The organism is Streptosporangium sp. CA-135522 (assembly GCF_050949235.1).
Lineage (GTDB): Bacteria > Actinomycetota > Actinomycetes > Streptosporangiales > Streptosporangiaceae > Streptosporangium.
Genome location: NZ_CP192026.1, coordinates 7,489,533 through 7,514,737, shown reverse-complemented (window position 1 = coordinate 7,514,737; position 25,205 = coordinate 7,489,533). Strand labels below are relative to the sequence as shown.

Sequence of the window (25,205 nt, the reverse complement as noted above, 5' to 3'; positions counted from 1 at the left end):
ACGGCCGATAGCGTTTCCCCCATGAGTGCCACCATCGTCGCCAAGGACCTCGCCGCGGGACACGGCGACCGCGCGTTGTTCTCCGGGCTGGAGCTGGTCGTCGCCCCCGGCGACGTGGTCGGCCTGGTCGGGATGAATGGGGCGGGCAAGTCCACCCTGATGCGGATCCTGGCCGGCCTGCTGCCTCCCGAGCACGGCTCGGTACGGCTCAGCCCGCCTTCGGCGGCGGTCGGCTACCTGCCGCAGGAGCGGGAGCGCCGGGCGGACGAGACGATCGCGGCCTTCCTCGCCAGACGGACCGGGGTGGCCGCGGCCCAGCGCGCGCTGGACACCGCGACCGAAGGCCTGGTCGAGGGGCGTCCCGGCGCCGACGACGACTACGCCGTCAGCCTGGAGAGGTGGCTCGCCCTGGGGGGAGCCGACCTGGAGGATCGCGCCGAGGGGGTCGTCGCCGAGCTCGGCTTGGCGGTTGACCTGGACCGGCCCATGACGGCGCTCTCCGGCGGCCAGGCGGCTCGGGCGGGGATGGCCTCCCTGCTGCTCAGCCGCTACGACATCTTCCTGCTGGACGAGCCCACCAACGACCTCGACCTGGAGGGGCTGGAGCGGCTGGAGCGCTTCGTCGCCGACCTGCGCGCCGGGACGGTGCTGGTCAGCCACGATCGCGAGTTTCTGGCCAGGACGGTGAACCGGATCGTCGAACTCGACCTCCTCCAGCAGCGGATCGGGGTGTACGGCGGCGGCTACGAGGCCTACCTCGCCGAGCGCGAGGTCGCCCGGCAGCACGCGCGCAACGAATACGAGGAGTACGCCGGCACCGTGGCCGCGCTCAAGCAGCGCGCCGGCATGCAACGCGCCTGGATGGAGAAGGGCGTCAAGAACGCGCGGCGCAAGGCGACCGACGGTGACAAGATCGGCCGGAACTTCCGCACCGAGGCGACCGAGAAGCAGGCCGCCAAGGCCCGCCAGACCGAGCGGATGATCGAACGGCTGGAGGAGGTCGAGGAGCCCCGCAAGGAGTGGGAGCTCCGGATGGAGATCGCCGTGGCTCCCCGGGCCGGGGCGGTCGTGGCCACCCTGCGCGGGGCCGTGGTCCGGCGGGGCGCCTTCAGCCTCGGTCCGGTGGACCTGCAGATCGGCTGGGCCGAGCGGGTGGCGATCACCGGCGCCAACGGCTCGGGCAAGTCCACGCTGCTCGCCACGCTCCTGGGTCGCCTGCCGCTGGAGGAGGGGAACACCGCGCTCGGCTCCGGAGTGATCGTCGGCGAGGTGGACCAGGCTCGAGGGCTGTTCCTCGGCGACGAACCGCTGATGGACGCCTTCGCCGCCGCCGCGCCGGACATGACTCCCGCCGACGTGCGCACCCTTCTCGCCAAGTTCGGGCTGCGTGCCGCCCACGTGCTGCGGCCGGCGGCCACCCTGTCGCCCGGTGAGCGGACCCGCGCCGCGCTCGCGCTGCTCCAGGCCCGGGGAGTGAACCTCCTCGTCCTCGACGAGCCGACCAACCATCTGGACCTGGCCGCCATCGAGCAGCTGGAGTCAGCGCTCGCCTCCTATACCGGCACGCTCCTGCTGGTCACCCATGACCGGCGGATGCTGGGCGCGGTGCACACCACCCGGCACATCCACCTCGATGCCGGCCGGATCGCGGAGATGTAGGCCCGAACGGCGGAGATGTAGGCCCGGACGGCAGCCCGCCTTCCATCGGTGACGGCGCGGTGCGGGCGGGACGCCGAGGAGGATGACGAAGCGCGGGAGACGTGCGATGGTTTTCGCAAATGCCCGCAAATATTTGCGTCTTATGTCGTATGGTTTCGTCATGACGCGACGGCTTGCAGAGGTGGCCAAGAAGGTCGGCATGAGCGAAGCGACGGTCAGTCGCGTGCTCAACGGGAAGCCCGGGGTGTCCGAGGCGACGCGGGAGGCCGTGCTCACGGCGCTCGACGTGCTCGGCTACGAGCGGCCGACCCAGTTGCGCGGAGACCGGGCGAGGCTGGTGGGCCTCGTCCTCCCCGAGTTGCAAAACCCCATCTTCCCGGCATTCGCCGAGGTGGTCGGGGGCGCGCTGGCCCAGCAGGGGTTCACCTCGGTGCTGTGCACCAGGACGCTGGGCGGGGTCTCCGAGGCGGAATACGTGGACCTGCTCCTGCAGCAGCAGGTGTCGGGCGTGGTGTTCGCCGGGGGACTTTTCGCCCAGGCCGATGCCTCCCACGACCACTACGCGCTGCTGCTGGAGCGCCGGCTGCCGACCGTGCTGGTCAACGCCGCCGTGGAGCACCTCGCCTTCCCCCAGGTCTCCTGCGACGACGTGGCTGCCGCGGAGATGGCGCTCGGACACCTGCGCTCGCTCGGCCACGAGAGGATCGGGATGGTGCTCGGGCCGCCGGACCACGTGCCTTCGCGGCGCAAGCTCGAGGCGGCCGGCCTGCCCCTCGAGTTCGTCGAGCACACCATGTTCTCCCTGGAAGGCGGGCACGCGGCGGCGGCCCGGCTGATACGGCGAGGCGTGACCGGTCTCATCTGCGCCAGCGACGTCATGGCGCTGGGCGCCATCCGGGCGACGCGCCGGGCGGGGCTGTCGGTGCCCGGCGACATCTCGGTGATCGGCTACGACGACTCCGCCCTGATGAACTGCACCGACCCGCCGCTGACCACCCTGCGCCAGCCGATCGACGCGATGGGCCGCGCGGTCGTCGACCTCCTCGCCGCCCAGATCGACAAGGCCCTGGTCCCGGCCGACGAGCTGCTCTTCGAACCCGAGCTGGTGGTCAGGGCCTCGACGGGCCCCGTCAAGCGTTGAGGCGTCGCACGGCGGGCGGGATCTGCGGCTCCCGTCCGCCATGCCGTGCCCGCGTCCACACCGGCGGACCATCGGCTATCCGGTCATCATCAGTCGTTATCTTGCGGCGACGCATTTCAACGTTACGGACATCTGTCGCAGACGACGTCACGAGCGTCCGGCAGAGCCGGGATCCTCGTCATCGGAGCGGTCCTTCCTGCTGTGGTGCCCGCAGTCTGCGAGGGATGGCTTGCGGTCCGGTCGGCCTTCCGCCGCAGAGGAGTATCAGCGTCCCGTGGCGGGGAAGGAGCCCGAAGCAGGAGGTGGATGTCATGGAAGCGCTGGGAATCGACATCGGCGGCTCGGGGATCAAGGGGGCGCCGGTGGACATCGTCAAAGGCGAGCTGACGCGGGAGCGTCTGCGGATCCCGACACCCGTCCCCGCCGCTCCCAAGGCGGTCGCCGCGGTGGTCGCGCAGATCGTCGAGCACTTCGGCTGGGCCGGGCCGGTCGGCGTGACCTTCCCCGGAGTCGTGGTCGACGGGATCACGAGGACGGCCGCCAACGTGGACCAGTCGTGGATCGGCGAGGACGCGCGGGCGCTGTTCGCCAAGGTGACGGGTATGCCGGTGACGGTGCTCAACGACGCCGACGCCGCGGGCCTGGCCGAGATGGAGGTCGGTGCGGGTCGGGGCAGGAACGGCGTGGTGCTGATGCTGACCTTCGGCACCGGCATCGGCAGCGCCCTGTTCGTCGACGGTCACCTGGTGCCCAACACCGAGCTCGGGCACCTGGAGATCAGGGGCAAGGACGCCGAGAAGCGGGCCTCCGACCACGCCCGTGAGGACCACGAGCTGAGCTGGGACAAGTGGGCGGGGCGGGTGGAGGAGTATCTGCAGCGCGTCGAGGCGCTCTTCTCCCCCTCACTGATCATCATCGGCGGCGGCGTCAGCAAGAAGTCGGAGAAGTTCCTGCCCAAGGTGGAGGTGCGCACCCCGGTCGTGCCCGCCACCCTGCAGAACGAGGCCGGCATCGTGGGTGCGGCCATGGCGGCCGCGAAATTGTAGGAGCTTATGCGTCATATGCCGGAAAGGCCGTTCATATTTTGATCTTCCTTTGACGGACACGCTCTCCAGTCTGGGTAGGTAGTGATCGTTATCAAGATCACTTCTGCTGGAGGCGGGGGACGTGATGCGATCGACGGTGAGGGTGACTCGCTGGGCTGTGACTGCGGGGGTGGCGGCCGTCATGACCGCGGGTGCGGCGTGGCCGCCTCCGGCCGCGGGAGACGACCAGGAGGTGCACCTGTCGCCCTACCGGGTGATGCCCGGGCAGAACGTCGAGATCGCGCTGGAGTGTGACGGGCCCGCCCTCGCCGAGTCGGCGGCCTTCCAGGACCCCGTGGAACTCGACGCCGGTCCGGGCTTCCAGGGCGGCGCGGGGTTCGAGGAGGACGGGTCCGAGGGGTTCGGAGGTGGATTCGACGACGGGTCCGGCGGGTTCGGGGACGGCCCCGGGGATGGATTCGACGATGGGTCCGGCGGGTTCGGAGACGGCCCCGAGGGTGGATTCGACGACGGGCCGGCCATCGCGTTGGGCTGGGCGCAGGTGGACTACGACGCGCCGAGGGGACCGTACGGTGTGGAGGTGGAGTGCCAGGGAGACGGCGGCACCCGCTACGGAGAGATCTTCGTGGTCGACGGCTTCGGCCCCGACACCGGCGGCGGCGCTCTCGCGCTGGCCAAGGACGCGGCGGCGCACGACGCGCCGGGCGCGAGGGGGGCGGCGCCGGGCGCCGTGACGGACTGGGCGATCGGTGCGGCCGCCGTACTGGCCGGGGCCGGTGGACTGATGCTCATCAGACGCCTGCGGGCCGCGGGACGTGGCTGATCTCCGGACGGCGACGGCCTTGGGGCTCGGCGCCGTCCTGCTGCTCGCGGGCTGCAGGGCCCCGACCGGCAGGCAGGCCGATCCCGCCCTGGTCCGCGCCCTGCCGATCGTCGCGCCCGCCGCGCCGCGGCCGGGTGCGACCGTCGTCGCCGCCCGGCAGGGAAGAGGCGGGTGGCCTCAGACGCTGCCCCGGCTTCCGGGCGCGTCCGATCCGGTGGCGCTCGTGGTGCCGCGCGCGGATGTGAACGCCCCCGTCACCCTGATCGAGTCCGCCGAGGACGGGACCCTGGAGCCGCCGTCCCTCGACCAGGCCGACCTGGTCGGCTGGGACCGCCTGGGGCCGACTCCGGGCGAGCCGGGTTCCGCGGTGATCGTCGGCCATCTCGACACCAGGACCGGGCCTGCCGTGTTCGCCGGGCTGTCGCGGGTGCGCAAGGGGGACGCGGTGGTGGTGACGCGCGCGGACCGGACCGCGGTGGTCTTCCGGGTGTCGGCGATCGAGCGGGTCAGCAAGACCGCCTTCCCGGTGAAGAAGGTCTACGGCTCCCCGCCACGTCCGGCGATCAGGCTCGTGACCTGCGGCGGCGACTATGACGCCGAGCGTCACTCCTACGAGGACAACACGATCGTCTACGGCGAGCTCGCCGGCTGGTACCGCCTGTCGGACTTCCCGCGCGCCTGACCGGCCGGGCGAGGACTTTGAAACTTTCATCGGACCGGAAAGGCGTTCGGTGAGGTCAGAGACGGGGGCGGTCCCGGTGGGGTGCCCCCGCCGCACAACAGGCTGTACACGCGCGTGAAACATCCGGACTATGGGAGCGCTCCCACTTTCGTCCTGGAGATGATCACTGATGAGAGCTCTTCCGCGCCGCCGAGTCTGGCGCAATCGGGCGGTGACCACGGCCGCCCTGCTGGTGGCCGCCACCGGCCTCGCCGCCGGGCAGGCCGGCACGGCGCACGCCGCGGTCTCGTGCGACGTCGCCTACAGCACCAACGCCTGGCAGGGCGGCTTCACCGCCAACGTCGGCATCAAGAACCTCGGTGACGCGCTCACCGGCTGGACCCTCGGCTTCACCTTCCCCGGCACCCAGAAAGTCCAGCAAGGTTGGTCGGCGACCTGGAGCCAGAGCGGCGACCAGGTCACCGCGAAGAACCTCGACTGGAACGGCGACCTCGCCACCGGCGCGTCGACCAGCGTCGGTTTCAACGGGTCGTGGAGCGGGAGCAACCCCAAGCCCACCTCCTTCACGGTCAACGGCGTCACCTGCGGTGGGCAGCCGCCGGTGAACCAGGCCCCGACGGTCAGCCTGACCAGCCCGGCCGGCGGCGCCGCCATCCCGGCGGGCTCCGCCGTACCGCTCGCCGCGACGGCCGGCGACGACGGCGCGGTCGGCAAGGTCGAGTTCTACATCGACGGCGTCCTGGTCAACACCGACATCTCCGCCCCGTACGCCTACTCCGCGACGGGCGTGACGGCGGGCGACCACACCGCCAGGGCGAAGGCCTACGACAACGGGACCCCGGTGCTGTCCGGGGAGAGCGCCGAAGTCCCCTTCACGGTGGGCTCCGACGGCGGCACCGCGTCGATCGTCGCCTCCGCGACCTCGGTCAGCGTCCCCGAGGGCGGCTCCAAGACGGTCGGCTTCAGGCTCGGCAAGGCGCCCGCGAGCAACGTCACGGTCAACCTGACCAAGACGGGCGACGCCGACCTGACCATCACTCCGTCCACGCTCACCTTCACCCCGGCCAACTGGAACACGGCGCAGAACGTGACCGTATCGGCCGCCCAGGACGCCGACCAGACCGACGGCACCGCCACGATCGCGGCCGCGGCCGCCGGGCACACCGGCGTCTCCATCACCGCGACCGAGTCCGACGACGACGTCGTCACGCCGCCCGGCGAACACGTCGAGAACCCGTACGCCGGGGCCACCGGCTACGTCAACCCCGACTGGTCGGCCAAGGCCGCGGCGGAGCCGGGCGGCGACGCGGTCGCCGACATCTCGACCGGCGTGTGGCTGGACCGCATCGCCGCCATCGAAGGCACCGCCTCGGCCAAGGGCCTGCGAGCCCACCTGGAGGAGGCACTCAAGCAGGACGCGGCCAACGGCGGCAAGCCGCTGACGATCCAGTTCGTCATCTACAACCTGCCCAACCGCGACTGCTCGGCGCTGGCCTCTAACGGAGAGCTGCTCATCGCCCAAAATGGCCTGAACCGCTACAAGACCGAGTACATCGACCCGATCGCCGCCATCATGGCCGAGCCGAAGTACGCCGCGCTCCGGATCTCGACGGTCATCGAGATCGACTCGCTGCCCAACCTCATCACCAACCTCAACGTGCCCAAGTGCGCCGAGGCCAAGTCGAGCGGCGCCTACGTCGACGGCATCCGGTACGCCCTGAACAAGCTGCACGCGATCAAGAACGTCTACACCTACATCGACGCCGGGCACCACGGCTGGCTGGGCTGGGACACCAACCTCGGTCCGTCGGCCGACCTGTTCGCGAGCACCGTCTCCGGCACCACGGCCGGATTCGACAGCGTCGACGGCTTCATCACCAACACCGCCAACTACTCGGCTCTGCGCGAGCCGTACTTCACCATCAACACCACCGTCAACGGTCAGTCGGTCCGCCAGTCGAAATGGGTCGACTGGAACTTCTACGTCGACGAGCTGACCTACGCCCAGGCCTTCCGGACCCTGCTCATCCAGAAGGGCTTCAAGCCGGGCCTCGGCATGCTGATCGACACCTCCCGTAATGGATGGGGCGGTACGGCCCGCCCGACCGGTCCCAGCGCCTCCACCGACCTCAACGCCTTCGTCAACCAGTCGCGGGTGGACCGGCGCATCCACGTCGGCAACTGGTGCAACCAGAGCGGCGCCGGCCTCGGCGAACGCCCGCAGGCCAGTCCCGCCGCCGGCCTGGACGCCTACGTCTGGATCAAGCCCCCGGGCGAGTCGGACGGCGCCAGCGAGTTCATCCCCAACGACGAGGGCAAGGGCTTCGACCGGATGTGCGACCCCACCTACACCGGCAACGAGCGCAACGGCAACAGCCTGACCGGCGCCCTGCCCAACTCCCCGCTCGCCGGCCAGTGGTTCTCGGCGCAGTTCCGCGAGCTGCTCAAGAACGCCTACCCCGCTCTCCCGTGATCCCCTGATCCCCGGGCCTCCGCTTCGGCGGGGCACCGGGCGATCCGTGACCGACGAGCACGGCCCCGCCGTCCCCGCGAGGGAACGGCGGGGCCGTCCTCCTTCCGGCCCTTTCCGGGGCTGGGATCGCCGGGGTCGCGAGGGCGGTGCACGCCGTACGGGCGAATATTGGGATGCGGCGGCGCGGAGGCTCGGGCACGATGGGCGGTTGGCTCCTGACTTGCGGGCTGAAAGTACTCTGGAAGCAGTATGGGAACGCCTCCGTTGACATCTCCACTCGCCGACCTCCACACGCGCCTGCCCGAGCTCACGCTGCGTGACCAGCGGCGGCTTCGGCGCCGGCTCGACGGCGCTCGCAAGGTCAGAAACCGCGCCGCGCAGCAGAAGATCGCCGCGGAGATCGCCTCCGACATCGAGAAGGCCGAACGCAGGGTGGCCGCCCGCCGTGCCGGGGTGCCCGCGATCACCTACCCGCAGGCGCTGCCGGTCAGCCAGCGCAAGGACGACATCCTCGAGGCGATCCGCGACCACCAGGTCGTGATCGTCGCCGGTGAGACCGGTTCCGGCAAGACGACCCAGCTGCCGAAGATCTGCCTGGAGCTGGGCAGAGGCGTCAGGGGCCTGATCGGGCACACCCAGCCCCGCAGGATCGCCGCCAGGACCGTGGCCGAACGCGTCGCCGAGGAGCTGGACACGCAGCTCGGCGACGCCGTGGGCTACAAGGTGCGCTTCACCGACCAGGTGAGCGACGGCACGCTCGTCAAGGTGATGACGGACGGCATCCTGCTGGCCGAGCTGCAGACCGACCGCGACCTCGCGCAGTACGACACGTTGATCATCGACGAGGCGCACGAGCGCAGCCTCAACATCGACTTCATCCTCGGCTATCTCAAGCAGCTCCTCCCGAAGCGGCCGGACCTGAAGATCATCATTACCTCGGCCACCATCGACCCGGAGCGTTTCTCCAGGCACTTCGGCGACGCCCCGATCGTCGAGGTCTCCGGCCGCACCTACCCGGTCGAGGTCCGATACCGTCCGGTCGGCGAGGACGACGACCAGATCCAGGCGATCAGCAACGCCGTGGACGAGCTGTGCGCCGAGGGGCCGGGCGACATCCTGGTCTTCCTCAGCGGCGAGCGGGAGATCCGCGACACCGCCGACGCGCTGTCCAAGCGCAAGGACGCCGAGATCCTCCCGCTGTACGCCCGGCTGTCGGCGGCCGAGCAGCACCGGGTCTTCCAGCGGCACTCCGGCCGCCGGGTCGTGCTGGCCACCAACGTGGCCGAGACATCGCTGACCGTGCCCGGCATCAAATACGTGGTCGATCCCGGATTCGCCCGCATCTCCCGCTACAGCCACCGCACCAAGGTCCAGCGACTGCCCATCGAGGCGATCTCCCAGGCCTCGGCCAACCAGCGCAAGGGCCGCTGCGGCCGTGTCTCCGAAGGCGTCTGCATCCGGCTTTACGAGGAGGACGACTTCCTCACCCGGCCGGAGTTCACCGACCCGGAGATCCTGCGCACCAACCTCGCCTCGGTCATCCTGCAGATGACCTCCATCGGCCTGGGCGACATCGGGGCCTTCCCCTTCGTCGAGCCGCCGGACCAGCGCCAGGTGAAGGACGGCTACGACCTGCTCCAGGAGCTGGGCGCGTTCGACCAGGCCAAGCAGATGACCCCGCTCGGCCGCAAACTGGCGGGGCTGCCGGTCGATCCCCGTCTGGCCCGCATGGTGCTGGAGGCCGACCACAACGGCTGCGTCCGCGAAGTCATGGTCATCGCCGCCGCGCTGTCCATCCAGGACCCGCGCGAGCGGCCCGCCGACAAGCAGCAGGCCGCCGACGACAAGCACCGCCGCTTCGCCGACAAGGAGTCGGACTTCGTCTCCTACCTCAACCTGTGGGAATACCTCCAGGAGCAGCAGAAGGAGCTGTCCTCCAGCGCCTTCCGCCGGTTGTGCAAGGCCGAGTTCCTCAACTACCTGCGCGTACGCGAGTGGCAGGACGTCTACAGCCAGCTCCGCCAGATGTCGAAGTCCCTCGGCATCACACTGAACAGCACCCCCGGCGACGAGCAGAAGATCCACGCCTCCCTGCTGGCCGGCCTGCTGTCCCACCTCGGCGTCAAGGACATCGACAAGAAGACGACCAACGACGGCCCCCGCCGTCCCATCACCGAATACATCGGCGCCCGCAACGCCCGGTTCGCCATCTTCCCCGGTTCCGCACTGGCCAAGAAGCAGCCGCTGTGGGTGATGTCCGCCGAACTCGTGGAGACCTCCCGGCTCTGGGCCCGCGTCAACGCCAAGATCGAGCCAGAGTGGGTCGAGCCGCTCGCCCAGCACCTGATCAAACGCACCTACTCCGAGCCGCACTGGGAGAAGAACCAGGGTGCGGTGATGGCCTACGAGAAGGTCACGCTGTACGGCGTGCCGATCGTGGTGCAGCGGAAGATCAACTATGGCCGCATCGACCCCGAGCTGAGCCGGGAGCTGTTCATCCGGCACGCCCTGGTCGAAGGCGACTGGGAGACCCACCACGCGTTCTTCCGGGAGAACCGCAAGCTCCTCGAAGAGGTCGAGGAGCTGGAGGAGCGGGCCCGCCGTCGCGACATCCTGGTCGACGACGAGACGCTGTTCGACTTCTACGACCAGCGCGTCCCCCAGGACGTCGTCTCGGGCCGCCACTTCGACTCCTGGTGGAAGAAGGCCAGGACGACCCAGCCCGACCTGCTCAGCTTCGAGAAGTCGATGCTGATCAGCGAGTCGGCGGGTGACGTCAGCCAGCGCGACTACCCCGACGTGTGGCGCCAGGGCGGCCTGCGCTTCCCCCTGACCTACCAGTTCGAGCCCGGCACCGACGCCGACGGCGTCACCGCGCACATCCCGCTGGCCCTGCTCAACCAGGTGAACGTCGAGGGCTTCGACTGGCAGATCCCCGGCCTGCGCGAGGAGCTGCTCACCGCGTTGATCCGGGCCCTGCCCAAGAACATCCGGCGCAACTTCGTGCCCGCCCCCAACTACGCCAAGCAGGTGCTCCAGCGGGCGAAACCCACCCAGGAGCCGCTGCTCGCGGTGCTGGAACGGGAGCTGCTCGACCTGACCGGCGTCCAGGTGCCGCGCGAGGCGTGGCAGCTCGACCTGGTCCCCGACCACCTGAAGATCACCTTCCGGGTGGTCGACGGCCGTAAGCACAAGCTGGCCGAGAGCAAGGACCTGGCCGACCTCAAGCGGCGTCTGGCCCCCAAGCTCCGCCAGACCCTCTCCAGGGCCGCCGACGGGCTGGAGAAGTCGGGCCTGACCACATGGAACGTGGGGGAGCTGCCCAAGACCTTCGAGCAGCGCCGGATGAAGGCCTACCCGGCGCTGGCCGACGAGGGCGCCACCGTCGCCGTGCGGATGTTCGACACCGAGGCCGAGCAGCGCCGCGCCATGTGGGAGGGCACCCGCAAGCTGCTGCTGCTCAACACCCCGTCCCCGGCCAAGTGGGTGCTCGGCCGCCTGGACAACCAGGCCAAGCTCGCCCTCAGCCGCAGCCCGCACGCCGGGGCCACCGCCCTGTTCGACGACTGCATCGCCTGCGCCGCCGACGAGCTCATGAGCGAGTACGGCGGGCCGGTCTGGGACGAGTCCGCCTTCACCGCCCTGCACGACAAGGTCCGCGCCGAGCTCTTCGACACCACCGCCGAGGTGGTCGCCAGGGTGGAGGGCATCCTCAAGGTCTGGCACTCGATCGCCACCCTGCTGCCCGAGAGCCGCTCCACCCCCGCGGTCGAGGACATCCGCGACCAGGTGGCCGACCTGGTCTACCCGGGCTTCGTCACCGACACCGGATACAAGCGCCTGCCGGACCTGCTCCGCTATCTCAAGGCGGCCCAGCGGCGGCTGGAGAAGTTTCCCGACGACCGGCTCCGCGACGAGGAGCGGATGCACCAGATCCACGACCTCGAAGACGACTACCACGACCTGGTGGAGAAGCTCCCTCCGGCCCGCCGTACCGACGACGACGTCCGCCGGATCCGCTGGATGATCCAGGAGCTCAGGGTCAGCTATTTCGCCCAGACTCTCGGCACGCCGTACTCGATCTCCGACAAGCGCGTCCGCAAGGCCATGGACCAGCTCTGAGGCTCATCGGCGGCTCGGAGCCCGGGCGGTGACGCTCGTCCGGCCGCCCTTGAGCACTCATGTGCGAGATTCGGTACGGCTGTGCGATCGCCAGGCCCCGGACATGAGAGAACCCGCCACGGTCGTGAAGGCGTGCCGTCGCGGGTTCGGGAAAAGGCGGACTACAGGAAGATCGAGGTGTCCAGCTCGAAATCGACCGGGGCGGGGATCCGGATCGGCTTGCCCACCTCGACCCGGGTCATGCTCCGATAGGTGCCGTCTTCGGGGTCGCTGAGAACGGTGATCGTCGGAGGGACGACCACGGGGTCGATGATCATCGTGATCGGAATGCCGCAACCCGCGTAGATCCTGGGCTTCGAGATGCGGTCCATCTCCATGCTCCCGGGCGAGACGACCTCGGCGACCATGATCAGCCCTGAGGAGAGGATCTCCCGCTCGCCCCAGAGGGGAGCCTCCACGGGCACCAGGCAGTAGTCGGGGATCACGGTGTCACGTGGGCCCTCGATGCAAACGTCGACGTCGCCCGAGAAGCTCTCCCATCCATTGGCGTCTTCCACGGGGATCAAGGCTCGGCCGAGCCGTCTGGCGATGCGGGCGTGGCCAGGGGTTCCAGAAGGACTCAAAATCAGATTCCCATCAATGATCTCGGCCCTGAGGCGGAGAGTGGAGGGAAGGGATTCGAAGAACTCTCTCGGAGTGATCGGTGCCGGGGAGGGCTCGGGGATCTCGGGGGCCTCGGGGGGAGTGTGCCGGGGGAGTCGTCCCTGCGCTGTCATCACCATGGGTTCGTTTCCCTTCGTGTTCGAACAAACACGCTAAGTGTTGCATGGGATTCCCTGGGAAAGGCGAGTCATGCGCCACGGTTATGGGCCATGGTCATGGGATCCGGCATGGGCTCCGGTCATGGGTTCGGCACCGGTGGCCGTCACACCCGCCCGGGTCGGCGTGGCCTCGCCGTACTCCCATAGGATCGGTGGGCCGAGCGAAGGGGAGGCGACGTGGTCCGGGCGCTGGTGTTCGATGTCGGGGAGACGCTGATCGACGAGACGCGGATCTGGTCGCGGTGGGCCGACCGGGTCGGCGTCACCCGGTTCACGATGCTCGGTGTGCTGGGCGGCATGGCCGCGCTCGACAGGTCCTTCGAGGAGGCCTTCCAGATCGTCAGGCCCGGGTTCGACGTCGAGGCCGAGCAGGAGGCCTGGAAGCGGGACGATCCCGACGGGCTCCGGGTCGATTTCGACGCCGACGACCTCTACCCCGACGTACGGCCCGGCCTGGCCGCGCTGCGCGGCCTGGGATACGAGCTGATCATCGCGGGCAACCAGCCGCCGCAGGCCTACGACGCGCTGGCCGCGATGGACCTGCCGGTCGACGCGATCCACACCTCCGACGGCTGGGGCGTCTCCAAGCCCGACCCGGGGTTCTTCGCCAAGGTCGTCGCGGTGTCGGGCCGGGAGCCCGGCGAGCTCCTCTACGTCGGCGACCGCCTCGACAACGACGTCCGGCCCGCCCGCGCGGCCGGGATGCGGACCGCCCTGATCCGCCGTGGTCCCTGGGGCCACCTGCACGCGGCACGTCCCGAGGCGGGGGAGGCCGACCTCGTCGTCGACGACTTCCCCCACCTCGTCAGGGCGCTGACGGCCGAGCCGGCCGGCTGATCGCCGGGCCCGGCGGTCACGGGCCGGGCGTCAGGCGTCGGGGTCGATGTGGACGGCGCGTTCCTCGGCCGACAGGTCGCCGTCGTCGGGGCCGACGTCCCGGGCGTACTCCTCGGACGTCTCGTCCGGCCCGATGCCCTCGTCCGGCGCCACCAGACGGTTCTCGTCGCGCGGGGCCCGCTCGCGGTCGGGGGCCTCGCGCCACAGGCGCTCGTCCAGAGTGTCCCGGTGGCGGGGATCGTTCTCACGGATCTCGTGGTCGAGGCCGAGATCGTCGGTCCACTCCTCGACCTCGATCGCCTGCTCGTCGCTCAGACCCTTACGGTCTGGGGGCATTTCACTCATATCGCCGCCCTACCCGTTCTGCGGCCGAAAACCCCGGTCACCGACCGGCCGCGGACCCGATGATCGACCGCGGGTCGGCCGCTCCGGCCAGAACCCCCGAGGGCAGCACGTCGATCAGGTGGGCGTGGCCGAAGGCCGAGCCGTACGGCATGGCGCCGACGGGGTGACCCCGCTCGCGCAGGCCCTCGCCCCATGAGCCGCCGTCCTCCACCTCGACCACCGCCTGGTCGGGGGCGTCCCAGGTGTCGAATCCGGTGCCGCCGGAGGCCAGTCTCCAGCGGGCGGCGCCGACGGCCTCGCCGGGCGTCTGGGCGTGGGCGAGCAGACGGGTCAGGACCTGGAGCAGGATCTGTGGCTGGGCGTCGCCGCCCATGGTGCCCACGACCGAGCGGAGCGACCCGTCGGGCCGGGTGACCAGCGCGGGGGCCAGGGTGTGCGGGGGACGGCGCCGGGGGCCGTACTCGGCGGGATGGCCCGGCGCCAGGGAGAACCCGATGCCTCGGTTGTGCAGGTTGATGCCGGTGCGTGGCTCGAAGACCAGGCTGCCGAAGCCGGCGGCGTTGGACTGGATCAGCGAGACGCCCATGCCGTCGCCGTCCACCGCGCACAGATAGGTGGTGTCGCCCGCCGCGGTGAGGTCGCGCACCGCGACCCGCCCGGCCGGGTCGATCAGGGCGCGGCGCGCGGCGGCCGACTCCAGCACGTCGCCGACGGCCGCGCCGTCGAACAACACGTCCGGCCGGTCGTGCCCGGCCATCCGCGCGGCCTCCACCAGTAGGTGGGCCCAGAGCGGGTCGGCCGGGTCGGCGGGCAGGTCAAGACCTTCGACGATGCCGAGGGCCAGAGCCAGCAGGTATCCCTGCGAGTTGGGCGGCATGGTCCACACGTCGTGCCCGAAGGCCCGTGCCCGGAGCGGCTCCACCCATTCCGCGCTCGTGCGGGCCAGATCGTCCTCGGCGTACTCGCCGCCGCCGACGGCGAGCAGTCCCTCGCCGAACTCGCCGAGATAGAACCCTTCCCGGCCGCCGGCCAGGGCTTCCAACGCCCGTGCCACTCCAGGGCGCCGGATCAGGTCACCGGCCCGCCGGGCCGGGGCGAAGTCCTCGCACAGCGGCCCGACCGTCTCCAGACCGGGCACCATCAGCGGCGAGGCGGGGAATCCGTCACGGGCGTGCCCGATCGCCGGGGCCAGCACCTCGGCCGTCGTCAGCCTGCCGTACCGCTCGTGCAGGGCCAGCCAGCCGTCGGCGCAGCCGGGCACCGGAGCCGAGCGGATGTCGTGGCGGTGCGGCATGCGGTCGTGCCCCTCGGCGCGCAGCCGCTCGGGGTCGGCGCCGGATCCCGCCCGCCCGGACGCGTTGAGCGCCGCCGGCGTGCCGGTTCCCTCATGAACGAGTGCGAACAGGTCGCCGCCCAGCCCGCACATGTGCGGTGCGGTCACTGCCAGCACGGCGTTCGCCGCGATCGCCGCGTCAGCCGCCGATCCGCCCTTCTCCAGCATGGTCACGCCCGCGCCGGAGGCGAGGTGATCGACCGTGCAGACCATTCCGGAGCGCGCATAGCGGGTGTTCAGCATGACGAGAGCGTACGGCTTGCTTTACCGGCCATTGAAACTATACCGGTCAGCCGGTAAAGTTAAGATCGTGCCAAGACCGAGTTCCAAAGACCGACTTCTCGACGCCGCCGCCGAAGTGCTGCTCACCGAGGGAGCGGAATCGCTGACCCTGGAAGCCGTGGCCCGGCGCGCGGGGGTCTCCAAAGGCGGGCTTTTCTATCACTTCCCCACCAAGCAGGCCATGGTGGCCGCGATGGTCGAGCGCCTGGTCGGCGCTTTCGACGCGGCCCTCGCCGACCCCGGCCCGCGACCGGGCGACTTCCTGCGCGCCTACGTCGCCGCGACCGTTCCCGAGCGCCCGGCCGACGGCCGGGCTCCGGCCGACCGGATCACCGCGGCCCTGCTCGCGGGCGTGCTCGTCGACCCCGGCGGTCTCGCGCCCCTGCGCGAGCGCTACGCCACCTGGCAGCGCCGTCTGGCCGACGACGGCATCGACCCCGCGGTCGCCACGCTGGTCCGCCTCGCCGTGGACGGCTGGTGGGCCGCCCGCCTGCTGGGTCTGGCCGAACCCGAGGCCGGACTGCACGAGCAGGTCCGCCACCGGCTGATGGAGATGATCGACCATGCTGCGCTGTAGTGTCCGCCCGCCTTCCCCGGACGCCTCCCGCCCGGATGCCTCCTCTGACGCCTTCCACCCGGACGCCTCCCACGTCTCCTGCCCGGACGCCTCCCGCTCTGACGCCTTCCACCCGGTCGGCGTCCCCTCGCCGGACGGCCCCCTCGGCGGCCTCCGGCCGGACCTCGACGGTCTCGATGATCCCGGCGGCGCCGGCCGGCCGCCGGGCCGGCCTCTCCGGGTGACCAAGGCGCTCATGCTGGTCACCGATGTGGGCTTCCTGGTCTACTTCTCGATCACCGGCCTGGGTCTCATCCCTCCGGAGTGGGCGTTCGCCGACTACGCCGATCCGCTCATGGTCTCCTGGAACTGGTCGTTCCTCTGGATCGACGTCCTGGCCAGCGCCACCGGTCTGACCAGCCTCCACCTGGTCCGCCGAGGCGCCCGCAACGGCCCGGCGCTGATGCTCGTCTCCCTGGTCCTCACCGCGGCCTCCGGACTGATGGCCGTCGCCTTCTGGACCCTGCGCGGAGACTTCTCTCTCGCCTGGTGGATCCCCAACCTCTACCTGCTGGCCTTCCCCCTGCCCGCGATCGCCCATCTCGCCGGGCCGGTCAGGGGCGGGACACGGGCCTAACCTCTCAGGTCAATACACCTAGAAGATCACTGAAGATGTTGGGGGCTGACCTCGCCTCGAATGATGGCGGGGTCAGACTGGTGTTATGCAAGGTGAGTGGGCTGGAGAGCCGGTCGGCCCGGATGTGTGGGCCACCTGCCGGCAGCTGATCCCCGAAGGCAGCGTGTTCGCGTTTCTGGCCGAGCACCGCGAGGTGTTGTTGCCGGCCGAGATGTTCGCCGACATGTATCCCTCACCCAACGGGCGGCCGAGTATGCCGCCGCAGGTACTGGCCGCTGCGGTGCTGCTGCAGACGCTGTATGGCGTCTCGGACTTCGATGCCGTCCAGCAGTTGCGCTGTGACCTGCGCTGGAAGGCCGCCTGCGGGCTGGGGCTGCATGACAGCGCCTTCGATCCGTCGCTGCTGACCTACTTCCGGCGTCGGCTGGCCCGCTCGGCCGATCCCCAGCGGATCTTCACCGTGATCGGTGCGGTCATCGCCGCGACCGGCGTGCTGACCAGCCGGCAGCGGCGCGCACTGGACTCGGCGGTGCTGGAGGATGCGGTGGCCACCCAAGACACCGTCACCCAGCTGATCGCCGCGATCCGCCGGGTGATCCGCCAGGTGCCCGGCGCCGCGCCGATCGCCGCTGCGCAGTGCACCGCCTGCGACTACGCCGAGGCGGGCAAGCCGCGCATCGCCTGGAACGACGAGCAGGCCCGGGCGGCGCTGGTGGACGATCTGGTGGGTGATGCGATCCGGCTGCTGGCCAGCCTCCCCGAGCAGACGCTCGACCACAAGGCCACCGACGCGGTCGGCCTGCTGGCCCTGGTCGCCTACCAGGATGTGGAGCCCGCCGAGGGCTCCGACGGCCGCGACGGGCGCTGGCGCATCGCCCGGCGCACCGCACCCGACCGGATGATCTCCACCATCGATCCCGAAGCCCGGCACATCCATAAGACCCGCGCTCATCGTCAAGACGGTTTCAAAGCCCATCTGGTGGTGGAGCCCGAGACCGGCCTGTTCACCGCCGTTGCGCTGCGGCCCGGATCCGGGCCGGCCCATCACGAGGCCACCGTCGCCGCCGACCTGCTGGCCGATGAGCGGGCACCGGTGCAGGTCTTCGCCGATGCCGCCTACGACGGTGGTGATGCCCGGCGTCGCCTGCAGGCGGCTGGGCACCGGCTGGTGATCAAGCCTGCCCCGCTGCGGCCGGCCATCCCCGGCGGATTCACCCTGGACGACTTCGCCATCGATACCGTCGCCGACACGGTGAGCTGTCCTGCGGGACACACCGTCGTGCTGTCACCCGCGGCCGGGCGGCATCATCAGCGCAAGGCGTTGTTCGGTGACAGGTGCGCCTGCTGTCCGTTGCGTGAGCGGTGCACCACGGCCAAGGCCGGGCGCATCGTGACCATCCGCCCGGATCACGGCCTGATGGCCGATGCCCGCCGCCGGGCCGCCACCGATGCGACCTGGCGAGCCGACTACCGCCGCTGGAGAGCACCCGTCGAGCGCGGCGTCGCCTGGATCGTGGCGCGCGGCAACCGCCGCCTGCGCTACATCGGTGCCATCAAGAACGATGCCTGGCTCCACACCCGCGCCGCCGCCCTCAACCTTCGCCGGTTGATCAGTCTTGGACTGACCCGTATGAACGGCGCCTGGGTGATCGCCTCTGCCGGCGCATAGCGAGCAGGGGCATCGCAGTGCGAAACACCCCTCCACCAGCAAGATTTTCAGCGGCCTTCTAGTAGGGCTTGGTTAGGTGGGGACGGGCTGGGCATGTCTGGGCAACCTGCGATGGCAGGTGGGGCAGGCCCCGGCCCAACACGCCAGGAGCAGCTGCAACTCGGCGATGACCCGGTAGGTGCTCAAGCCATGGCCCGCGCTTTTGGGTTGAGCCGCTCAAGGGTGCAAAACGCGTGAGCGACCGAGACCAAGGTGACGTGGTGATACCAGCCACTCCAGGTGCGGCCCTCGAAGTGGTCCAGGCCCAGACCGGTCTTCAACTCGCGGTAGTCGTGCTCGACCCGCCAGCGGATCTTCGCCATTCTCACCAGGTGCCGCAACGGGATGTCGCCGGGCAGGGTGGACAGCCAGTACTTGGTCGGCTCCGGCTCGCCTGGCGGCCATTCAGCCAGCAGCCAGCACTCCGGCAACTCCCGGCCGGCGTGGGCGCGGCGGATCCGTACTCCCGCCGGGCGGACCCGTAGCGCGGCGAACCGGGAACGCAACGGCCCCTTGGACCCGGCCCGCCAGGTCACGGTGTGCAGCGCGCGCCGCCCGGCGGCGGTCACGATCTGCTGGGCCGAGCACGGCTTGTCCCGGTAACGCGGGACCGGCCGCCGCCCGGTCCCGCCATAGGCCGGGGCGGTGCGGCGGGCACCGGCGCCCAGCAGCGCGGTATCGGAACGCACCCCTACCACGTAGGGAATACCGCGCTCGGTCAGGCCCAGGCGGAAGGCCCCGTCTTGGCCGTAGCCCTCATCGGCGACCACCAGCGGCGCCTCCAGCCCCCAGCAGCACAGCTCATCGATCATGTCGATGACCAGTTGCCACTTGGGCACATGAGCGACGTCGGCGGGGATCCGGGCCCGGAGTCTGCGTGCCGCCACCGCGGCCGGATCTTCTGCCCGCGGCGAGGCCGCATCCCACTGCTCGGGCACGAACAGCCGCCAGTTCACCGGGCAGGAAGCGGCGTCGGTGACCAGGTGCACGCTGGGGGCGACCTGGCAGTTGGCGGTCTTGCCCAGCGCCCCGCAGTACTGCGCGGCCACGCCCGGCGACTCCTGGCCGTCCTTGACAAAGGACACATCATCGATCACCCACGCCACCGGGTTGATCGCCGCCTCCATCCGCCAGGCCAACTCGGCCAAAACCAGCTGATGCGACCAGGGGGCGTCGGTGAGGAACTGCTGCAGCCCCTGGCGATCCACGCCCAGCCGGGCCGCCATCGGCTCCATCGATTTACGCGCTCCGTCGGTCAGCAGCCCACGCACATACCGCTCGCCCCACCGCCGCTGATCAGCACGGGAGAAACAGGAGAACACCTCGGCGGCAAACGTCTCCAACCGCGCTCGTACGGCCTCAAGTTCTTGAGGGGTCATCGTCCCTCACCCCCCAACGCAGGGGACATACCGTCTCCTACCCGAGGTAACCAAGTCCTACTAGGGCGTGTATCGAAGTCCGCTGTTGACGGTACGGAACAGGTCAGAAACGCCATCATGCTGTGGCCATCCGCTACGAAGCCATCAACGAATGGCTCTGGCTGACTTCGATACAGCCCCTAGACCGTGGTGAGATCGCGGCGGCGCAAGCCGTACAGACCGAGGGCCGTCAGCGCACCGGCGAGTGCGACCAGGACCACCGTGGCCACCGGGGCGAAGGCCCCCAACGGGTGCCAGGGAAGGTGGGACAGCACCGACGTGTTCACCAGCCATCCAGGCACCCCCTGGTAGGACCCCAGGATTTGGACGAACCCGCTGTACACGAGCACGACCCAGGCCGCGCTGATGGCTCGCGGGGCGAGCCCGAGCAGCGCGGCGGGGACGGCGAGCAGCACCAACACCTCCGGGATGCGGAGCAGGCATGCCCGGATGACCTCGCCTGCGAGGGCGAGATCTCCGCTCGACGCGGCAGCGCCGGCACCGAGCGCGAAGCCGTACACCGCCAGCAGTACGGCCACGGCGAGCGCGGAGACCAGCAGGGACGACCCGAGCCACGTCGATCTGCTGGTCGGTCCGGCCAGCACTGGACCGATACGGCCACGCACCTCCTCCGCGCGGAGCCGGAGAATCGACAGGACCGCGAAGACGCCGGTGTAGAGAGACCCGGTGAACACCATGAGGCTGAGCCAGGCCCGCCCGAAGTCCGCCCCGGCGAAGATGGGGAGATCGGTGTTCGACATTCCACCAGTCATGCCGCCCAAGACGAGGCCCACGGCGACAAACGCGGCTCCCCACCAGCCGATGGCCGCCTGCTGGAGCCTCAGCGCGAGTGTGAACGGCGAGCGCAGCCAAGAAGGCGCCGAGGGCCGGCCAGGTCGCGGGGCCACCAAGGCGGCACCGAGATCTCTACGGCCCGCCAGGGCGTAGGCGCCCGCGACCAGGAGCCCGGCGAGAAGAGCAGAAAGACCGAGCGGCCACCAACGATCGCCGGCCAGCACCCGGGCCTGCTGTGACCAGCCGATCGGGGACAGCCAGAACAGCGGACCGCCCTCCTGGGTCTGCATCGCTCCCGCGCCGCGGAGAATCCACGCTCCGAAGAGCGCCACGCCCGCGAGCCCGCTGGCGCTTCTGGTGTACTCGGTGAGCTGGGCGGTGACCGCGGTGACCGCGGTGACCGCGGCGAACACCAGCCCGGCCGCGGCGAGGGAAGCGCCGAACAGCAGCGCGCTGCCGGTGGGAAACCCGATGCTGATCGCCGCGACAGCGGTGAAGGCCGCGAGCACGGCATTGCCCAGCAATGCGACGATCAGCGCCGCGGTGAGCTGGGCGTGCCGGCCGATGACGGCCGCGCGGATGAGTTCGGCCCGGCCTGTCTGCTCTTCCGCCCGGGTGTGCCGGGTGATGAGCAGCATGTTCATCAGCGCGGCGGCCAGCAGGAACTCGACCCAGTAGGCGGCGAGGAAGTACTTCTGCGTGGTGACGGCCTCGACGCCGAAGAAGGGCCCGGCAAGCACCTTCATGAACGAAACGCGGATCAGCCGCGTGGCTTCGGCCAAGGCCTCCGGCGTCGGGACGACCGTGGTGGTGGCCGCGTAGTAGAAACGCGGGACGAGAACGGTGGTGGCGAGCACCCAGATGGGCAGCTTGATCCGGTCGCGGCGCAGCGCCAGCCGTACCATGGCGCCGGTGCCGGTCAGGTGGCTGCTCGCCGCTCTCGATCCGGTACGGCCCCGGGCCGGGGAGACCGCGGCGGTCATGCCGCCTCCTTGATCCCGTAGTGCCGGAGCATGAGCTCCTCGAGCGTCGGCGGGTGGCTGACCAGCGAGCGGATGCCGAACCTCGTGAGGTGCAGGACAGCTGCGTCGAGGTGTTCGGTGTCCACGCTGAACCGCACGCCACCGTCCTCGACCTTCGCGTTGTGGATGCCGGGCAACTGGTCGAGGCCGCTGACCGGTGCGGCGGTCTCGGCCACGATCGTCGTCCGGGTCAGGTGCCGCATCTGCGCCAGCGTCCCCGACTCCACGGTCTTCCCTTCCCGGATGATGGTGATCCGGTCGGCGAGGGTTTCGACCTGGGCGAGGATGTGACTGGACAGCAGGATGGTGCGGCCGGCGGCTTTGGCCTCGGCGACGACCTGCTGGAACACCGCCTCCATCAGCGGGTCCAGCCCGCTCGTGGGCTCGTCCAGGATCAGCAGCTCCACGTCGGCGACGAGGGCGGCGACGAGGGCGATCTTCTGACGGTTGCCCTTGGAATAGGTCCGCGCCTTCTTCTTCTGATCGAGCTCGAACCGCTCGATCAGCTCGTCTCTGCGCCTGTTGTCGAGGCCGCCACGCAAGCGGCCGAGCACGTCGATGGTCTCGCCTCCGGTGAGGTTGGGCCACAGCTCCACATCGCCCGGCACATACGCCAGCCGCCGGTGCAACGCGACGGCGTCCGCCCAGGGGTCGCCGCCCAGCACCCTGGTGCTGCCGGAGGTGGCTCGCATCATGCCCAGCAGGATGCGGATGGTGGTTGATTTTCCGGCCCCGTTCGGGCCGAGGAAGCCGTGCACCTCGCCGGTGCGTACGGTGAGGTCGAGCCCGTCGAGGGCGCGTGCCGGTCCGAAGGCTTTGACGAGTCCGGCAGTGGCGATGGCAGGGGTCATGGGTTTCTCCGATAGCGGGTTTTTGAGCATGGCGAGGAGGCGACGCTCGATCTCATCGCCGGTGAAGGTGCCGGAGGGCGTCAGGACAAGGACGGCCTGGCCGGCGTCGGGGGGAAGTCGGCCGCGCTCTTGCGCTTCGGCCGGGACCGCGGGGCCTGTGTCGCTGTCGGGGGCGACGGTTCGCTCATGAGGCGGGGAGGGTCACCCGTGCGTCGAATTCGCGGTCCGGGAGGGACCTCTTGAGGTTGAGGAGACTCTCGGCCTGCCGGCCCACGACGTAGCGGGTTTCCGGCCGGGCCGACTCGATGGCCTCCCTGATCGCCGTCGCGACGACGTCGGGGTCCGAGGCGTGGCCGCTCTCGCTCACCGACGCCTCGGCCGCGCGTGCCATGGCTTCGGCCATCTGCCGGTAGGCCCCGTTTCCGGAGATCTCCCGCAGTTGCCGAGCGGTTCCGGCCTCGAAATCGGTCTTGATGATGCCGGGCTGGATGACGACGACGTCGATGCCGAACTGTCCGGTCTCCATTCGGAGCGTGTCGGAGAAGGCTTCCAGGGCGTGCTTGGAGGCGTAGTACCAGGCGCCGAGCGGGAGGGCGAGCTCGCCGCCGATCGAGGACACGTTGACGATCGTGCCCGATCGTTGTTGCCGCATCTGCGGCAGGACGAGTTGGATCAGCCGGGCCGGCGCGTACACGTTGACCTCGAACTGGTCTCGTGCCATCGCCAGGGGCGTGTCCTCGACGGCGCCGTGTACGACGGCTCCGGCGTTGTTCACCAGGACGTCGATCCGCTGGTGTTCATCCAGGATGGTACGAACTACCCGTTGGAGGTCTTCTTCCTTGGTCACGTCCATCGGGAGGATGTGACCTCCCGCTTCGCTGATCGCCGCCATCTTGTGCACCCGCCGTGCCACGCCGTACACGATGTGGCCGGCGCGCAGGAGCTCGAGTGCGGTGGCGTGGCCGATGCCGGAGGAGGCGCCGGTGACGAGGGATATCTTGGCAGCCATGCCAGGGTCTCCTGAGATTCGATGGAAGTCGGTGTCCGCCTACGCGTCCCAGGCGACAGGGAGCTCGTGGAGGCCGTAGACGGCCATGTCGGTACGCAATGACAGGTCCTCTGGCGAGGCGGCCAGGCGCGGGGTCGGGAATCGGTGGACCAGGGCGGGGAGCGCGACCTGTAGTTCCACGCGGGCCAGCTGCTGGCCGAGGCACTGGTGGATGCCGTGGCCGAAGGCGACGTGGTCATGTGGGCTTCTTTCTGTGAGAACGGCCATCATTCACACATCGGGAAAGCTACGGACGCGTTCGAGGATTAGGCAAGCGGCAAACGGTGTCACCGCAGTTCAGGCGGCATCGATTGGCGCAACGACCATGCCGGCAAATGCAACAACCGCCTGCCGCGTCGCAATCAAGCACGCCTGGCGACATACTTGTGCACCCGCGACGAACCGGGAGGCGTGCATGCCGGGAGGCCACCTGACGTACGAGGACCGCCGCAAGATCGCCGAAAGACTGGCGGAAGGGCTCGCCTATGCGGAGATCGCCCGTCGCCTGGGGCGGCCGAGGTCGACCATCGGCCGCGAGATCGCCCGTAACGGCGGCCCGCACGGCTACCACGCGGCCCGGGCGCAGCAGGCGACCGGATGGCGGGCCCGCCGGCGGCCGAAACCGCCACTGAGCACGCCGGCCGTCGTGGACGCCGGCGGGTGTGACCCCCAGGCGGTGCGGGAATACGAGCAGAAACTCACCGGCCTGATGTCAGGGGGGTGGCCGCCGATGGCGGCCAAGGTGCTGGTCTGCCTGCTCACCAGCGACAGCGGCAACATGACCGTCGCCGAGCTGATCGAACGGCTGCGGGTCAGCCCGGCGTCCATCTCCAAAGCCGTCGGCTCGCTCGAGCAACTGGGGCTCGTCAAACGCGAACGTGACAACCGGCGTGAGCGGTACTTCATCGACGAGGACGTCTGGTACAGGGCGTGGTCGGTGGGCACCCGGTCGATGGCGATGTGGGCCGACACCATTCGGGAAGGCGTCGAGGTACTCGGCGCCCGAACCCCGGCCAGCACCCGGCTCCAGACCGCAAGTCGGTTCTTCCAGCTCCTCAGCTCCGACATGGCGCAGGCGGCCGAACATTACCGGCGAACCTTTTCCGGCACCGGTGACGACACGCACTGACCACACCTCGCGTCGTCGACGCGATCCGCGCCACTCGAGAGGCGGTGACCGGCGTGGCGCTGCGCGTAGGCCTGGGGGTCGAAGGCGGGTGGTCGGCCGCCCTGACCGTTTCGGCACAGGCAGCAGCTTTTCCAGCACCACCCACTGCGCATCGGTCAGGTCGAACCGCCGCGTCACCGCCAAGGCGGCCACGAGGTCTCCGGTATCGAGGTTCGTCTTGGTCGACCAACCACCTACCGGAGACCTCACTCGTCGTCGATCGCTGACCCGCTCCGTATCGTCAGGCCGACCCTCACGCCACAGCGGACTTCGATACACGTCCTAGGCGACCCGGTGGGGAGGACCGATCCGTGCGATGTCATTCAACCAATTGAAGTTTGTCATTCAATCGATTGAATTGATATCTTCGGAGGGCGATCGGGAACACGCTCCACATGCGGCCTCCGTAGGCCGGCGCCACCGCAGACCTACCCCCGG

19 protein-coding genes and 1 pseudogene are annotated in these 25,205 nt (G+C 69.9%); 12 read left to right on the top strand and 8 right to left on the bottom strand.

What is annotated here, in order from left to right; all coding sequences use genetic code 11:
* The first annotated feature begins 21 nt into the window (after nucleotides 1-21).
* From ACQPYK_RS35580 to hrpA, 7 genes are all read left to right on the top strand, one after another.
* The gene (locus ACQPYK_RS35580; protein ID WP_433241053.1) at nucleotides 22-1,659 is read left to right on the top strand and encodes an ABC-F family ATP-binding cassette domain-containing protein; all 1,638 of its coding nucleotides are present in this window, start codon (nucleotides 22-24) and stop codon (nucleotides 1,657-1,659) included.
* 160 nt (nucleotides 1,660-1,819) lie between these two features.
* A complete protein-coding gene (locus ACQPYK_RS35575; RefSeq protein ID WP_433241050.1) occupies nucleotides 1,820-2,800 on the top strand; it encodes a LacI family DNA-binding transcriptional regulator in 981 nt (326 codons plus the stop codon).
* Nucleotides 2,801-3,111: 311 nt separating this feature from the next.
* On the top strand, nucleotides 3,112-3,846 hold the full coding sequence (ppgK, locus tag ACQPYK_RS35570) for a polyphosphate--glucose phosphotransferase (protein ID WP_433241047.1): 735 nt from the start codon (nucleotides 3,112-3,114) through the stop codon (nucleotides 3,844-3,846).
* Between the two features lie 157 nt (nucleotides 3,847-4,003).
* Nucleotides 4,004-4,669, top strand: coding sequence for a hypothetical protein (locus ACQPYK_RS35565; RefSeq protein ID WP_433241044.1), 666 nt, complete (start codon nucleotides 4,004-4,006; stop codon nucleotides 4,667-4,669).
* The gene (locus tag ACQPYK_RS35560) at nucleotides 4,662-5,351 is read left to right on the top strand and encodes a class F sortase (protein ID WP_433241041.1); all 690 of its coding nucleotides are present in this window, start codon (nucleotides 4,662-4,664) and stop codon (nucleotides 5,349-5,351) included. Before ACQPYK_RS35565 ends, ACQPYK_RS35560 begins: the two co-directional genes overlap by 8 nt.
* A 169-nt stretch (nucleotides 5,352-5,520) precedes the next feature.
* Nucleotides 5,521-7,824, top strand: a complete 2,304-nt coding sequence (locus tag ACQPYK_RS35555) for a glycoside hydrolase family 6 protein (protein WP_433241038.1) — start codon at nucleotides 5,521-5,523, stop codon at nucleotides 7,822-7,824.
* A gap of 249 nt (nucleotides 7,825-8,073) precedes the next feature.
* Entirely contained in the window at nucleotides 8,074-11,946 is a 3,873-nt protein-coding gene (gene hrpA, locus ACQPYK_RS35550) for an ATP-dependent RNA helicase HrpA (protein WP_433241035.1), read from the top strand.
* Between the two features lie 161 nt (nucleotides 11,947-12,107).
* On the opposite strand, the gene ACQPYK_RS35545 is transcribed toward hrpA, so the two are convergent.
* Complete coding sequence (locus tag ACQPYK_RS35545; protein ID WP_433259018.1) at nucleotides 12,108-12,722, bottom strand: Uma2 family endonuclease; 615 nt, start codon at nucleotides 12,720-12,722, stop codon at nucleotides 12,108-12,110.
* Nucleotides 12,723-12,944: 222 nt separating this feature from the next.
* On the opposite strand from ACQPYK_RS35545, the gene ACQPYK_RS35540 reads away from it, so the two are divergent.
* Nucleotides 12,945-13,604 carry an HAD family hydrolase gene (locus tag ACQPYK_RS35540; protein WP_433241032.1) on the top strand — a complete coding sequence of 220 codons (660 nt, stop codon included), beginning with the start codon at nucleotides 12,945-12,947 and terminating at the stop codon, nucleotides 13,602-13,604.
* A gap of 30 nt (nucleotides 13,605-13,634) precedes the next feature.
* Here the strand turns inward: ACQPYK_RS35540 and ACQPYK_RS35535 are convergent, their stop codons facing one another.
* Together ACQPYK_RS35535 and ACQPYK_RS35530 are read right to left on the bottom strand one after the other, a co-directional pair.
* Nucleotides 13,635-13,940: a DUF5709 domain-containing protein gene (locus ACQPYK_RS35535; RefSeq protein WP_433241029.1), complete on the bottom strand. Its 306-nt coding sequence runs from the start codon at nucleotides 13,938-13,940 to the stop codon at nucleotides 13,635-13,637.
* A 46-nt stretch (nucleotides 13,941-13,986) separates the two neighbouring features.
* Nucleotides 13,987-15,525, bottom strand: coding sequence for a gamma-glutamyltransferase family protein (locus tag ACQPYK_RS35530; RefSeq protein WP_433241026.1), 1,539 nt, complete (start codon nucleotides 15,523-15,525; stop codon nucleotides 13,987-13,989).
* Between the two features lie 67 nt (nucleotides 15,526-15,592).
* Here ACQPYK_RS35530 and ACQPYK_RS35525 point away from each other — a divergent pair, with 67 nt between their 5' ends.
* From ACQPYK_RS35525 to ACQPYK_RS35515, 3 genes are all read left to right on the top strand, one after another.
* Nucleotides 15,593-16,141, top strand: a complete 549-nt coding sequence (locus ACQPYK_RS35525) for a TetR/AcrR family transcriptional regulator (protein WP_433241023.1) — start codon at nucleotides 15,593-15,595, stop codon at nucleotides 16,139-16,141.
* Nucleotides 16,128-16,757, top strand: a complete 630-nt coding sequence (locus tag ACQPYK_RS35520) for a DUF5360 family protein (RefSeq protein WP_433241020.1) — start codon at nucleotides 16,128-16,130, stop codon at nucleotides 16,755-16,757. Before ACQPYK_RS35525 ends, ACQPYK_RS35520 begins: the two co-directional genes overlap by 14 nt.
* Nucleotides 16,758-16,842: 85 nt before the next feature.
* A complete protein-coding gene (locus ACQPYK_RS35515) occupies nucleotides 16,843-18,426 on the top strand; it encodes an IS1182 family transposase (protein WP_433237794.1) in 1,584 nt (527 codons plus the stop codon).
* 182 nt (nucleotides 18,427-18,608) lie between these two features.
* Here ACQPYK_RS35515 and ACQPYK_RS35510 read toward each other — a convergent pair whose 3' ends face one another.
* The 5 genes and pseudogenes from ACQPYK_RS35510 to ACQPYK_RS35490 form a co-directional block, all read right to left on the bottom strand.
* Complete coding sequence (locus ACQPYK_RS35510) at nucleotides 18,609-19,844, bottom strand: IS701 family transposase (protein ID WP_433241018.1); 1,236 nt, start codon at nucleotides 19,842-19,844, stop codon at nucleotides 18,609-18,611.
* Between the two features lie 179 nt (nucleotides 19,845-20,023).
* On the bottom strand, nucleotides 20,024-21,661 hold the full coding sequence (locus tag ACQPYK_RS35505; protein ID WP_433241016.1) for an ABC transporter permease: 1,638 nt from the start codon (nucleotides 21,659-21,661) through the stop codon (nucleotides 20,024-20,026).
* Nucleotides 21,658-22,551 (bottom strand): ATP-binding cassette domain-containing protein, encoded by an 894-nt coding sequence (locus tag ACQPYK_RS35500; protein WP_433241012.1) that lies wholly within the window; start codon nucleotides 22,549-22,551, stop codon nucleotides 21,658-21,660. Before ACQPYK_RS35500 ends, ACQPYK_RS35505 begins: the two co-directional genes overlap by 4 nt.
* A 184-nt stretch (nucleotides 22,552-22,735) precedes the next feature.
* Nucleotides 22,736-23,560 carry an oxidoreductase gene (locus ACQPYK_RS35495; RefSeq protein WP_433241009.1) on the bottom strand — a complete coding sequence of 275 codons (825 nt, stop codon included), beginning with the start codon at nucleotides 23,558-23,560 and terminating at the stop codon, nucleotides 22,736-22,738.
* 39 nt (nucleotides 23,561-23,599) lie between these two features.
* Nucleotides 23,600-23,809 (bottom strand): annotated as a pseudogene (locus tag ACQPYK_RS35490) (cytochrome P450); the annotation flags it as partial.
* A gap of 205 nt (nucleotides 23,810-24,014) precedes the next feature.
* Here ACQPYK_RS35490 and ACQPYK_RS35485 point away from each other — a divergent pair.
* A complete protein-coding gene (locus tag ACQPYK_RS35485; RefSeq protein ID WP_433241006.1) occupies nucleotides 24,015-24,728 on the top strand; it encodes a helix-turn-helix domain-containing protein in 714 nt (237 codons plus the stop codon).
* The last annotated feature ends 477 nt before the right edge of the window (nucleotides 24,729-25,205 follow it).

Excerpts from the sequence above, each read along its gene's own strand:
- ACQPYK_RS35580 (WP_433241053.1), top strand. The coding sequence starts at position 22 with ATGAGTGCCACCATCGTCGCCAAGGACCTCGCCGCGGGACACGGCGAC.
- ACQPYK_RS35575 (WP_433241050.1), top strand. The coding sequence starts at position 1,820 with ATGACGCGACGGCTTGCAGAGGTGGCCAAGAAGGTCGGCATGAGCGAA.
- ppgK (WP_433241047.1), top strand. The coding sequence starts at position 3,112 with ATGGAAGCGCTGGGAATCGACATCGGCGGCTCGGGGATCAAGGGGGCG.
- ACQPYK_RS35555 (WP_433241038.1), top strand. The coding sequence starts at position 5,521 with ATGAGAGCTCTTCCGCGCCGCCGAGTCTGGCGCAATCGGGCGGTGACC.
- hrpA (WP_433241035.1), top strand. The coding sequence starts at position 8,074 with ATGGGAACGCCTCCGTTGACATCTCCACTCGCCGACCTCCACACGCGC.
- ACQPYK_RS35545 (WP_433259018.1), bottom strand. The coding sequence starts at position 12,722 with ATGACAGCGCAGGGACGACTCCCCCGGCACACTCCCCCCGAGGCCCCC.
- ACQPYK_RS35535 (WP_433241029.1), bottom strand. The coding sequence starts at position 13,940 with ATGCCCCCAGACCGTAAGGGTCTGAGCGACGAGCAGGCGATCGAGGTC.
- ACQPYK_RS35530 (WP_433241026.1), bottom strand. The coding sequence starts at position 15,525 with ATGCTGAACACCCGCTATGCGCGCTCCGGAATGGTCTGCACGGTCGAT.
- ACQPYK_RS35520 (WP_433241020.1), top strand. The coding sequence starts at position 16,128 with ATGCTGCGCTGTAGTGTCCGCCCGCCTTCCCCGGACGCCTCCCGCCCG.
- ACQPYK_RS35515 (WP_433237794.1), top strand. The coding sequence starts at position 16,843 with ATGCAAGGTGAGTGGGCTGGAGAGCCGGTCGGCCCGGATGTGTGGGCC.
- ACQPYK_RS35510 (WP_433241018.1), bottom strand. The coding sequence starts at position 19,844 with ATGACCCCTCAAGAACTTGAGGCCGTACGAGCGCGGTTGGAGACGTTT.
- ACQPYK_RS35505 (WP_433241016.1), bottom strand. The coding sequence starts at position 21,661 with ATGACCGCCGCGGTCTCCCCGGCCCGGGGCCGTACCGGATCGAGAGCG.
- ACQPYK_RS35500 (WP_433241012.1), bottom strand. The coding sequence starts at position 22,551 with ATGACCCCTGCCATCGCCACTGCCGGACTCGTCAAAGCCTTCGGACCG.
- ACQPYK_RS35495 (WP_433241009.1), bottom strand. The coding sequence starts at position 23,560 with ATGGCTGCCAAGATATCCCTCGTCACCGGCGCCTCCTCCGGCATCGGC.
- ACQPYK_RS35485 (WP_433241006.1), top strand. The coding sequence starts at position 24,015 with ATGCCGGGAGGCCACCTGACGTACGAGGACCGCCGCAAGATCGCCGAA.